At 43.1% G+C, this 12288-nt stretch carries 9 protein-coding genes and 1 pseudogene; 5 read left to right on the top strand and 5 right to left on the bottom strand.

The genetic code is table 11. The annotated features are described in order from the left end of the window. The first annotated feature begins 344 nt into the window (after positions 1 to 344). The 5 genes from L5L91_RS09965 (at position 345) to L5L91_RS09945 (ending at position 8636) form a co-directional block, all read left to right on the top strand. The gene (locus tag L5L91_RS09965) at positions 345 to 3167 is read left to right on the top strand and encodes a TonB-dependent receptor (protein ID WP_263236337.1); all 2823 of its coding nucleotides are present in this window, start codon (positions 345 to 347) and stop codon (positions 3165 to 3167) included. 120 nt (positions 3168 to 3287) lie between these two features. Further along, positions 3288 to 5528, top strand: coding sequence for a glycoside hydrolase family 13 protein (locus L5L91_RS09960; RefSeq protein WP_263236334.1), 2241 nt, complete (start codon positions 3288 to 3290; stop codon positions 5526 to 5528). Next, positions 5525 to 7714, top strand: a complete 2190-nt coding sequence (locus L5L91_RS09955) for an alpha-amylase family protein (RefSeq protein ID WP_263236331.1) — start codon at positions 5525 to 5527, stop codon at positions 7712 to 7714. The genes L5L91_RS09960 and L5L91_RS09955 overlap by 4 nt, the downstream gene beginning before the upstream one ends. A gap of 143 nt (positions 7715 to 7857) precedes the next feature. Then, positions 7858 to 8241: a VOC family protein gene (locus L5L91_RS09950; protein WP_212600578.1), complete on the top strand. Its 384-nt coding sequence runs from the start codon at positions 7858 to 7860 to the stop codon at positions 8239 to 8241. 185 nt (positions 8242 to 8426) lie between these two features. Then, a complete protein-coding gene (locus L5L91_RS09945) occupies positions 8427 to 8636 on the top strand; it encodes a hypothetical protein (RefSeq protein ID WP_263236327.1) in 210 nt (69 codons plus the stop codon). An 80-nt stretch (positions 8637 to 8716) separates the two neighbouring features. Here L5L91_RS09945 and L5L91_RS09940 read toward each other — a convergent pair whose 3' ends face one another. The 5 genes and pseudogenes from L5L91_RS09940 to def form a co-directional block, all read right to left on the bottom strand. Continuing rightward, entirely contained in the window at positions 8717 to 9157 is a 441-nt protein-coding gene (locus tag L5L91_RS09940) for a DUF4274 domain-containing protein (protein ID WP_263166302.1), read from the bottom strand. Positions 9158 to 9299: 142 nt separating this feature from the next. Then, positions 9300 to 9407: pseudogene (locus L5L91_RS09935) on the bottom strand (rhombotarget lipoprotein); the annotation flags it as partial. Between the two features lie 56 nt (positions 9408 to 9463). Then, the gene (locus L5L91_RS09930) at positions 9464 to 10090 is read right to left on the bottom strand and encodes a LysE family translocator (RefSeq protein WP_263236325.1); all 627 of its coding nucleotides are present in this window, start codon (positions 10088 to 10090) and stop codon (positions 9464 to 9466) included. Positions 10091 to 10318: 228 nt separating this feature from the next. Next, the gene (rhlP, locus tag L5L91_RS09925) at positions 10319 to 11164 is read right to left on the bottom strand and encodes a rhombotarget lipoprotein (protein ID WP_263236323.1); all 846 of its coding nucleotides are present in this window, start codon (positions 11162 to 11164) and stop codon (positions 10319 to 10321) included. 230 nt (positions 11165 to 11394) lie between these two features. After that, complete coding sequence (gene def / locus L5L91_RS09920; RefSeq protein ID WP_011789520.1) at positions 11395 to 11886, bottom strand: peptide deformylase; 492 nt, start codon at positions 11884 to 11886, stop codon at positions 11395 to 11397. Positions 11887 to 12288: the final 402 nt, after the last annotated feature.

Genomic DNA, 12288 nt, shown 5'->3' with positions numbered 1-12288 from the left:
TACGTATGCAGAAGATGCAGCCAATAGTCACATGACATCACAATGAAATTTACTCTTTATTAACAGTCACTTGATTGCAAAATAAAATCATTTTATTCCCTGAGTTCACCCTCTATCACAGTCTATTCTTAACTCTGCTAGGTATTGAATACGTATGCACTCTGTTGTTCAGCTAAGAAACTCGGGAGTAGTATCTTCACCGTTGCATAACAATTTGGTCATAAACGCAGCACTTATGCAGTCAATTAAGCGCCCATATACCAAAAAAAGGCCGCAAACATAACGCGGTGATAACGATAAAACGCTCTACAAAGCGATAAAGCGACTCCAAGGGGAAGAGAGATATGATGCGATTTAAACCCAGTTTGCTAACCTTAGCGCTCATCGCCGCAGGTGCCAGTATGCACTCCTATGCGGCAGATGAAGTGACCACAGATAAGGAAGCAAAAGCAAAAGAAGCTGCTATTGAGGTTATTGAAGTTAAAGGCTTTAGAACCAGTGTCATCAAATCACTAAATGATAAACGCTTTGGAGATACCGTCTCTGAATCGATTTCAGCAGATGATCTTGGCGCCCTTCCCGATCAGTCAATCGCTGATGCACTGACTCGCTTACCAGGCGTGACTGCAGTGCGCACTGGTGGACAAGCAAGCGGCCTCAATATTCGAGGTCTTGATGGTGATTTCGTCTTTGCAACGCTTAATGGACACGAACAAGTGACAACGGGCGGTAAACGCGCGATTGAGTTTGACCAATATCCATCCGAATTAATTAGTCAAGCCGCCGTCTATAAAACACCAAAAGCCTCGCTGATTGAAGGTGGCGTCGCCGGTACGGTAGAATTAAAAACCGCAGATCCCTTAAAAAGCGACAAAGACCAATCATTTAATATCAATGCTCGCGGCAGTTTTAATGACAGAGCGGATGAGATTTCCGATGCCGATCAATATGGCAACCGTCTTAGCTTTGCCTATCAAGGCAAATTCCTTGAAGATACACTCGGTGTGGCGCTAGGCTATGCCCATTTGTACCAACCTTATGTTGCCAGTCAATTCATTGGTTTACGTTTCAACGACGATAAAAAAGATGTCAATGGCGACGGTGCTGCCGAATCAATCAGTGAAGGTTTTGAGTTACAGCAAAAAGGCGGTGATGATACACGTGATGGTTATATGGCGGCTATCCATTGGCAACCAACAGACAATCTCAGTATAAAAAGTGATTTATTCCATTCAAAATTCACTTCCGAAAACTTTGCCCGAGGCTTTCGCGTTAAGTCATTAAAAAACGGTACTATTAGTGATGCGGTTGTCGAAAATGGTTCTATGACAGGCGGAACGGTATCAACTGATGGTACTGATAACTTTGCCGTTTTTGTTATCAATGATAACGACTCAAAATATTCAGAACTGACATCAGGCTCAGTCAATATTGAGTGGAACAATGGCGGCGCATTAACTGTCGCAGGTGATGTGAGCTATTCAAAAGCCGATGGTGAGTTCGTCAACGGCGGCACTCGTGCAGTTTTATATGATGATATAGGTAATGAAGTACGCTCAGCCGAATCAATTAATTATCAACTACATGGTTTAAGCCCAGCCGATGTCAGTTTTTCAAACGACTATACCAATACCGCGACCTTGGGTTTAAAAGAAGTGGGTATGTGGCCATACGATCAACAAAATGATCTTGTCGCCTACAAGTTAGACTTTAACTATGCATTAGATTCTGGTTTCTTAACTTCAGTTGATTTTGGTCTGCGCTACTCAGAACGTGAGTTTAATGCGCAACGTTCACAAGCGGGTTATGGTTTTGAATTTGGTAAAAACCCAACTAACCAGCCCGTGCTTCAAATGAACACTGACATGACAAATGTCGTCAACTTTGGCGGTGAATTATCTGGTTACCCTAACTTCCTTTCCGTTGATTTTAACAAAGCCATTGAGCTGGTTAACGCGCAGTTAGCGGCAACAGGACAATCCCCTTTCACCCCAACTGCAAATTGGTCTAATAACTGGACCATGATCCAAAGCGGTTCGGTCAATGAAGATGTATTAGCTGGCTATGTCCAAGGTAATCTCGAGTTTGACTTAGGCGATATGAAAGTCACGGGTAACGTGGGCGTGCGTATTGTTCAAACAGATCAAAGCAGTAAAGGTCTACAACAAGTTGGCTATGGTCTAGGTGAAGCGATTACTGATGAACTTGGCGTGGTCAGTACCGATTATATCCGTAACGAGATAGGTAAAACCTATACCGATTATTTACCGTCACTCAATTTAACTTTCCACCTCACTGAAAATGATCAACTGCGCTTTGCTGCAGCCTCTGTGATGTCACGTCCTCCAATCGACAAGCTAAAGTCAGGCATGGGATCTTGGTATGACGATTCTGCTACACCGGGATACAAAAAATACAATGCTTGGGGTAACACCAGTCCTCTACTCGATCCGTTTTATGCAGATCAATACGACTTATCTTACGAGCACTATTTTGAAGATTCTGAAGGTGCGGTTGTCGTAGCCTTGTTCTACAAAGATATTAAATCCTTTATCAACAACTTTACAATCCAACCATTTGATTTTGAAGGTAATGGATTTATCGTCCCCGATACTATTATCGATAATGGTGTTGAATTCCCAGTAGTGAAAGATGAAGGTCAATATCAAACTGCGATCAACAACGACAATGGCGGCTACATTCGTGGTGTTGAGTTAGGTTATACCCAAGTCTTTGATTTCCTACCATCGCCACTCAGCGGTCTTGGCTTCACTGGCAGCTACTCGTATTCAGACAGTGAAGTGGAATTTACCACAGATTTAAGTGGTTCAAACTTAACCATTCCATTACCAGGTTTATCAGAAAGCGTACTCAACACCACCTTGTTCTATACTCTGGACGGTTTCGATACTCGCGTCAGCATGAGATATCGTAGCAGCTATGTTTCAGAACAAGTGGCAGTTGAATCACAACTTGCTTTCTTCGATGCCGAAACGATTGTGGATTATCAAGCTTCATACGCTCTGGAAAATGGACTTAAGTTCTTATTCCAAATTAATAACTTAACTGATGAACCGAACAAAACCTATTTTGGTGAAGAACATCAGACAGGAACAATCCAATACTTCGGTAGACAGTACTTCCTAGGGTTAAGTTACTCTTTATAAACTACCCCAAATAAAGCCTGCTTCAATTAAGAAGCAGGCTTTTGCTTATGTAGATTTCAGCATTTCTAACATTCATCATGCCAGCACGTTTTACTTATTTCTCTTTAAAAGGCTTACATTATGATCCGTCAAAACCTAATGATTGCGCTTTATTTATGCTTGGTTTGCTCTTCATTTAATACGGCCTATGCAAACACCTTTGAGCCAGATATATCGACGGACGTTAAGCTTGAACCCGCTTTTTGGTGGGCGGGAATGCAGAATCCTGAGTTACAGCTGATGCTGTATAGCCGCGAACTTCCAAGCTTACCGCAGCAGATTAAGGTTGATATACAAGGAAAAGGCATCACACTTAAAAGCCTTGAGCACACTGATAACCCTCACTATCTGTTTATCAATTTAGATCTGAGCCAAGCTGCGCCGCAAACCTTTGAGCTAATAATTTCCAACACTGACTCGGCTTCAAAAGCCGACACGCCTCTTTATCGCCTGCCCTATACGTTGCAAGGGCGTGCTAAGGGCAGCCGTGAGCGCCAAGGATTTAGCAATAAGGATGTGATTTACCTTATCACGCCGGACCGATTCGCCAATGGCGACACGAGTAATGACAATCAAGCCGATATGTTAGAGCAAGTCGCAGCTAACTCTCCCAGTAATCTCAACTATCCCGATGCTCGCCATGGCGGCGATATAGCAGGGATCAGCCAGCACTTAGCATATCTGGCAAAACTTGGCGTGACTCAGTTATGGATCAACCCGCTGCTTGAGAATAATCAAGCCCAGTATTCATACCACGGTTACTCAATTACCAATTTATACCGCGTCGATCCCCGCTTTGGCAGCAACGAAGATTATAAAGCCTTAGTCGCTAAGGCTAACAAGCTTGGCCTAGGGGTGATTAAAGATGTTGTGGTGAATCATATCGGCTCTAACCATTGGTGGCTCAACGATTTACCTAGCCATGACTGGCTGAACGATGCCACAAAAACGCAGCTAAAGAATAAAAAATCCAAGCCTAATTTGACTCAGTCTGCCGATGCTAAATCCAGCGCTATCACATCCAGCGTTACCAGCCCCCGTTTCACCAGCCATAGGCGCACGACAGTGCAAGATCCCTACGCGGCTACGCAAGATCAAATCGATTTTGTCGATGGTTGGTTTACCGACACTATGCCAGATCTGAATCAAAGCAATCCAAAACTGGCAACCTATCTTATCCAAAACAGCATTTGGTGGGTCGAGTACGCCGGACTTTCGGGGATACGTGAAGATACTTACTCCTACGCCGACAAAGGGTTTCTCGCTAAATGGTCTAAGGCCGTAATGGCTGAGTACCCAAATTTTAATATTGTTGGCGAAGAATGGACCGCAAACCCCATCACAGTGTCCTATTGGCAAAAGGGCAAAATCAATGCCGATGGCTATACCTCAGATTTACCCAGTTTGATGGACTTCCCGCTATATGAAAAATTGATTGCCAGCCTTAATGAGCCAGAAAGCTGGGATACGGGTTTTATCAAGCTTTACGAGATTTTAGCCAACGATGTTGTGTATGCAGAACCTAGTAAGCTAGTGCTATTTGAAGGCAATCACGACACCAATCGTATCTTCAGTTTAGTTAAAGAAAATATAGACTTATACAAGATGGCCCTCACCTATGTGCTGACCGCCAAACGCATTCCACAGCTGTTCTACGGTACAGAAGTGTTGATGACAAGCCCAACCGAGGGCCGTCACGATGGCGTTGTACGCAGTGATTTTCCCGGCGGGTTTGCCAACAATGCCACGAATGCCTTTACCGGCCAAGGACTGAGTGAACCTCAACGACAAGCGCAGCAATTTATCCGTACCCTACTGAATTACCGTAAACAATCCCCTGCGCTGCAATCGGGCGATTTACTGCACTTTGTGCCGCAGGATGGCATCTATGTGCAATTTCGCTGCTTATTAAATGATCCATTATCAGCTGAACAGAAAGCCGAAGCACTTAAGTCACTAACTCAACACAATTCTCAAACCCAACACAATGCCTGTACTCAGCCCTTAGCCGATAAAGTCATGGTGATTTACAATAAAAATGACAAAGCAGTCACGCTAGATGTAAACCGCTTTGCCAGTGTACTTGGCGATAACCGCGCCGCTACAGATATCATCAGTGGCAACACAGTTTCACTCAATCAAGCGCTAGCATTGCCCCACGCAGGGGTCACTATACTTGAGTTTAAAGCAAGACCGCAGCTAAATACTGGCTTACCTAGCCGTCAGACCTCTAATCACATGAGTTACTCAGCTAGCGATTTAACTCAGGCTCAAACAACTCACCCAATCAAAAACTCAACCCTAAAAGGAATTCAGTCTTGAGCTTTTTATCGCCTATCTATTCCCGAGTGACTCAGTGCCCTGAAGAGGCTAAATTTCCCATAGTGGCTTTACTTATAACCAAAGCGGCAAAAACCCAGCAGCGCCGACAGTCATCACTCAGCTTATGTTTAAACGCTCTATTCAGTGCCTCTTTATTAACTGCCTCGCTTTTTAGCTTCTCGCCCAATGCAAATACATCGACGCAGGCGCTTGATAATGAGTTACTGCCAAAGTCTGAGAGTGAGGTTATGACGTTTAAACCTGTGGTGTATCAAATCTTTACTCGCCTTTATGGCAATAAAAATCCAACCAACAAACCTTGGGGCACGATTGCCGACAATGGCGTCGGCAAGTTTAATGATATCGACGATATTGCACTCAATAGTATCAAGGACCTAGGCGTTACCCATGTGTGGTACACTGGCGTTCCCCACCATGCATTGATTGGTGATTACAGCGCGATTGGCGTGAGTGCAGATGATCCCGATGTGGTAAAAGGCCGTGCGGGCTCACCCTACGCAGTCAAAGATTACTACAACGTCAACCCAGATCTGGCGGTCAATCCCGCCAACCGTTTAGCCGAGTTCGAAGCGCTCATTGCCCGTACCCATCACCACGGCTTAAAGGTGATTATCGATATAGTGCCAAACCATGTGGCGCGCCATTATCAATCCGTGAGTAAACCCCAAGGCGTGCGCGATTTTGGCGAAGATGATGATACAGGCATGGAATACGCCAAAAACAACAACTTCTATTATGTCGTTGATAAATTTGATGTTAATAATGGCTTCGAGAGGAAAAAGGGAAAAGCGCATGCCTTTGAAGTGCCAAGCTTACCCGCAAATCTTAAACCGCTGGGCGGAGAAGCTCACCCATTAAGTGAAGGCAAATTCAACGAATTTCCCGCAAAATGGACTGGCAATGGCTCACGCTTAGCCAAGCCTGATGCCAATGATTGGTACGAAACAGTCAAAATCAATTACGGCGTACGCCCCGATGGCACGTATGACTTCCCTCGCCTGCCAGCCAATTTCGCCACTTTAACGCAGGCGCAGTATTACGCTTTTTGGCAACAACACTTAGCCGAGCTCCCAAGCTCTTGGATTAAATTCAATCAAATTGCGCAGTACTGGCTAGCGAAAGGGGTCGATGGCTTTCGCTATGATATGGCCGAAATGGTACCAGTGGAGTTTTGGAGCTATCTCAACAGCCAGATAAAACACACAAATCCCGATGCCTTTATCTTGGCCGAGGTCTATAACCCCAAGCTGTATCGAGATTATATCCAACTTGGCAAAATGGATTATCTGTACGATAAGGTCGATCTTTACGACACCCTAAAAGCCGTGATGGCGGGTAAAACCAGCACAGCTAATATCGCGGCAGATCAGGAAAAATTGCACGATATTGAATCTCACATGCTGCACTTTTTAGAAAACCACGACGAGCAACGTATTGGTAATGCAGCATTTTTAGCAGCGCTACACACAAATAAGCCCACGGCAACCCAAGCCGTTAATCCACACTATGCCCTACCCGCTATGGTAGTGTCGGCAACAATAGGTACTTCACCGACGTTAGTGTATTTTGGCCAAGAAGTGGGAGAAGCCGCCATCGACAACCCAGGATTTGGTCATGCATCACGCACCAGTATTTTTGACTATGTTGGCGTCCCCGCCCATCAGCGCTGGATGAACAATGGCAAGTTTGATGGTGGACAATCAACCCTAAAGGAAGTCACTTTGCGGGCTTATTATCAAAAATTACTGAACCTAAGCACAGGTAAAAATGTACCTGCGCTCTTAGGAGAGTATTACTCGCTCGATGCCGCCAACCGCAGCGCACAAACCGCCACAATGGATACTCATGGCAGTGCAACGGGTTATGATGACAGCACTTTTGCCTTTGTGCGCTTTGAGCGCTTTGAGCGCTTTGAGGAAGATACGACCAATAAAACGAGCCAAAAACTGATTATTGTGAATAACTTTAATCAAACTCAAGCAAAGCCATTATCCCTTAAGTTACCAAAGCCACTTATCGACCAATGGCAATTAACGGATGGTACCTATTCACTTAAGGATTTGCTGGAAGACAATAAAGCACAGTTGGTTGTCAAACTAGGTGAAGGACAAGTTCAGATGCAACTTGCACCGCTGTCTTCAGCCATATTCGAGCTGGAAGATTAAACGAGCAAAAAGCCTAGGTGAGCTAAAAAGTGAAATCGACCGATAGCGTCACGCTAAACTGTGACGCTATCTTTTTTTAACCGTTATACTCTCAAACCTTTCTATCTTATTTGATCAACCATTAAAAATCACAAAGGAAAGCAATGTTACTCGGCATTCACCATGCAGCGATTATTTGCAGCGACTATCAAAAGTCCAAACACTTTTATGTAACCATTCTTGGCCTTACCGTGCTTGCAGAGCATTTCCGAGAGGCACGTAAGTCCTATAAACTTGATTTACAACTGGCCGATAAGAGTCAAATTGAGTTATTTTCATTCGATAATCCACCCAAACGACCAAGCTATCCCGAAGCCTGTGGACTTAGGCATCTCGCCTTTCGCGTAGCATCAATTGAAACCGCCATCGAACATCTTCATAGCCATCACATTACCGTTGAACCCGTCCGCATTAACGAATACACAGGCAGAAAATTCACCTTCTTTAGCGATCCCGACGGCTTACCCTTAGAGTTATATGAGCTATAGCACGAGTAAAATAAGGCAACATCGCAGCAATAAGATGAATAAAGCTTAATTACGCTACGGGATAGTCAGCATTAGACTCAATAAAACGACGCAGCCGTTTAACCAATAGTTTAAGTAATCGATTGACCAGTTTGACGCTGTGATAAGGTCAAAGCCTACCTAGGCTAACCATTTAGGAACTCAAGATGTTTGATAATCCAGCATTATTACTATGGAGTTTAGTCTTTAGCCTCTTTGGTCTTGGCTTTTTCACCTATGGCAAACGCCAAGTTGCACCCATCCCTTTAGTCGTTGGCCTCACCCTGATGATTTATCCCTATTTTGTCACCAATCTCGCGTTACTTATCGCTATCGGCATCGCCCTGATCGCACTGCCCTATTTTGTAAGGATATGATTTGGGGTTTATAGAAATGTTTACGGACAGAAGCTACAAAATAAATGGTGAGGCTAATACAACTTCGTATACCTCTACACTCATACCACAATAGGTTGATACAAAATCTCAGGCACCCCACGCTTCTTAAGAAAATATTGCGCCGTCTTTGTTATTTTTTCAGTATGAGAAACTGTTTTCACCTGATAATAACCGCTTAAAATTCGCTTAGTCAGCATGACCGCGAAATCATAATGTTCCTGTTGATAAGGTTCTATTACCTCATTTGTTGGAATTAATTCATTTAGCTCATTCATTTCTAACCAATCCATCGCTTCAGCAAGCCAAAATAGCTTTATGGCAATGGCTAACTCGCATAATGGATGATCCGCAATTGCAATAGGAATCTCATTACCATCATCCCAATTATAATGGTCCAATAAGGCATACAATTCATGTGCTGACGAGATAGTTTTTACAAGGTTTACCGCCTCTTCAACATCCTCGATTTCATAAACAATTCTATCAATAATGTCTGTCATTATATTTAAGTCCTTAATGTTTCAATCAGCCCATTTAACATAGGGTAAAGGAGTGATAAGAACTTAATACAAAGCCCGAAATAGGAATGGCCAAAAGATGAAACTCCTTTTCGTTCACCTCACCCCTGATAAATGAGTTCAACTATTCTCGGCAGATGGTAAAACGGCCGAGTGACAAAATTCCCAATAGTGAAAGGATTAATAGGGATAAACTGCCACCGCCGCTGTAACCTTGTTTATGTTCAATGGTAAAATTAACGGGCCATCCAACTTTAGAAATACGGCCTAAGCATATCTGTTATGCCACTATCGCTCACTGGTCATGACTTTACTGGCCAAACCAATAAGCAAAACACCTGATACGCCCTCTAAGGCTCTAGAATAACGCTGAGAATTGGGGCGACTAAATACCCAGCTTCCCGCAGACGCATAAAGAAGGTTACATAGCGTCGCTAAAAAACTGAAAATGAGACCAAGCGTTAACAGCTGCATTGACGTTGAACCCGCTAACGGGTCAATAAACTGCGGCAAAAAAGATAGAAAAAATAAGGCGACTTTAGGATTAAGTACGCTAACGACAATGCCTTGGAAAAATACATTACCGTTTGGTTCACTATTTTCATCAACTACAATTTGATTGTTGCCACGCCACATTGATATTAACGCTTGAATGCCTAAATACACAAGATACGCTGCACCCAACCACTTCACTATGCTAAAAGCAAACGCTGAACTGAGAATGATTGCAGATAATCCCAAGCTAGCAGCAAGCGTGTGAACAAAATAACCCACACCTAAACCCATCGCAGCTTTAAGCCCACTGCTCATTTTCCCTTTCATTGTGTTAGATACAATGTAGATGACATCGGGTCCGGGGATAAGATTGATAGCAAGGCAAGCAACTGCAAACAGTAATAGTGAATTTAAATCCATTTAATTTTTCTCCTTGTTAAACGCGTAATGTATCTCGCCGCTTAAGTGGTGTCCGACGCAATACCGCAGCCTCTGTAAACCACTTTAAAAATAAAATCAAAACGTTAACTACAAGTAAATTGGTAACCAGAACCTGTGCTCAACTTTATATACTTTTTGCTCACGTCTTGATTCAAAGCAAACTTCAATTTGCTCATCCTTAACGATCTTAATTTGCGCTTAATTTTTTTATTCACGGCAAATCGTTAAACGGCGCACCGCAAAAATCCCCAGTAGTGAAAGTATCAATAGCGATAAGCTGCCACCGCCGCTGTAACCTTGTTTATGTTCTATGGTGGCGACGTGCTCTTCCTTAACCCGAGTTTTAAAACGGGCAAGCTCGTCATCTAAATTGACTATCATGTCGTTCACCGCAAGCTCAAAACCCTCGTAGGATTTCTCTCTTAGGGTTGTCGTCACGCCAACAGCGGTTGAACTCTCAGTTAACTGATTAATACCTGGCGCCCTAAATAACATCTTCTGGCTACGCATATCGAAAACGGCTGTATCAACAAAGGTTTGAATCGCATTTTCATTACCGGGAATTAAATACATGCCCACGATAGTCCAATAAAGGATGGAGGATTTGTTCTCGTGGCTTTGCATCAATTGATCGTAAGAAACCAATGCCATAACATCAACATCATGCAGGCGAGCAACCTGCTGCAAGGTTTCAAAACCTTTACCATTTTTAAGATAGGTACTTGGGATCACTTCGATACGATCAATATAGTCATATTTGACAAAGGATTTTTTAACCTTATCAAGTAATGCCATCTGAGTTCGGCTATCAATTGCATCGGCTTGCCAATGGGACGAAGGCAAGAAAGCGATGCCGACGGTAATCGGTAAACGCAGCACAGGTAAGGATGGCTGCTGGGCTTGGCGACTCTTCTCATCAGGGTATAAATATTCAACTAAGCTACTTGATACCGCATTTTTCTCCGTAGTATTACCGTTAAAAAATGCACTACAACCACCCAGTGAAAGCATGGCGAATGAGGCTATACCACAGGCTATTACCTTAAGTTTCATTTGTTTCCCTACCGTATCCATACACTTGCTGTTAATGATGAAAACTGAACCCACAACTAATGCAGATTTTGGATTACCTTATCCACTCATCAGAGTAAAAACAAGCTGTTATGTTCACATATCACAGCATTAATCTTCTTTGATTAGATTTTAAATACAAAAAAGCCGCACTATAAATGCGGCTAGTGAATAGGTAAAACCACCTTCTAAAATACAACTTAAGTCAAAAATTAAGCGTATTTACGCACTTTTTTAAGGGCGATTTGTTGTTTTAGCATGGATAAATGTTCGATAAATACTTTGCCATGCAAATGGTCGATTTCGTGCTGCAACACTATGGCTAAAAACTCATCGGTTTCGATTTCGATAGCTTTGCCAGTTCTGTCTAAGGCTGTCACTTTAACTTTTTCAAAACGTGACACTTTAGCGCGATAACCTGGGATAGACAGACAACCTTCTTCACCGACGAACTCACCTGACTTTTCAACAATCTCAGGGTTAATCAGCACTAAAGGCTGATCGCGACCGTCAGATAAATCAATCACGATAATGGCATCTGTACTGCCGACTTGAGTTGCCGCTAAACCTATACCATCGTCCGTGTGATACATGGTTTCGATTAAATCATCGATAAATCCCTGAACAGCTTCAATATCTTTTACAGGTTGCGCTTTACGTTTAAGGCGCTCATCGGGAATAGTTAGAATATCGAGTACAGCCATGCCAGTTATCTTCTCTCATCGAGTCAAAAAAATTGGCGCTATTATGGACTATTTGACCATTTACACAATATTTAAGCTAAAAACAGTTTAAATATTTTGTTAGTAATCGAGCTAGCCGATAAAAATATCGAGAAGTGCTTAATCCTTTAAATGCCAAATACTCTCATATCTTCCGCTAAGCCACACTTTACCGTTACACTAGCGTGAACTCATCAAGCAAAAGTTTTTGAGCGTGATTCTTTGTGAGTCATACCAATCGTATTAAATATCTGTTCATTCAGCGAGAATTCAACGCGCTTTAGACAAGGCGAAGGCTTGAAGGCATAGTGGTGCTCTGTCGAAAGCCTTAAACGCAGTATAAAGCGTTTTGAAACCCGCCCTTTGGGAGCCTCACAGGTATCC

The organism is Shewanella sp. SM55, assembly GCF_025654025.1.
Taxonomy (GTDB): Bacteria; Pseudomonadota; Gammaproteobacteria; order Enterobacterales; family Shewanellaceae; genus Shewanella; species Shewanella oncorhynchi.
The sequence above is the reverse complement of the archived record's forward strand: the minus strand, read 5'-3'. Positions and strand labels throughout refer to the sequence as shown.

Coding starts and splice junctions, on each gene's coding strand:
- L5L91_RS09940 (WP_263166302.1), bottom strand. CDS start 9,157: ATGACAGACATTATTGATAGAATTGTTTATGAAATCGAGGATGTTGAA.
- L5L91_RS09945 (WP_263236327.1), top strand. CDS start 8,427: ATGTTTGATAATCCAGCATTATTACTATGGAGTTTAGTCTTTAGCCTC.
- def (WP_011789520.1), bottom strand. CDS start 11,886: ATGGCTGTACTCGATATTCTAACTATTCCCGATGAGCGCCTTAAACGT.
- L5L91_RS09930 (WP_263236325.1), bottom strand. CDS start 10,090: ATGGATTTAAATTCACTATTACTGTTTGCAGTTGCTTGCCTTGCTATC.
- rhlP (WP_263236323.1), bottom strand. CDS start 11,164: ATGAAACTTAAGGTAATAGCCTGTGGTATAGCCTCATTCGCCATGCTT.
- L5L91_RS09950 (WP_212600578.1), top strand. CDS start 7,858: ATGTTACTCGGCATTCACCATGCAGCGATTATTTGCAGCGACTATCAA.
- L5L91_RS09965 (WP_263236337.1), top strand. CDS start 345: ATGATGCGATTTAAACCCAGTTTGCTAACCTTAGCGCTCATCGCCGCA.
- L5L91_RS09960 (WP_263236334.1), top strand. CDS start 3,288: ATGATCCGTCAAAACCTAATGATTGCGCTTTATTTATGCTTGGTTTGC.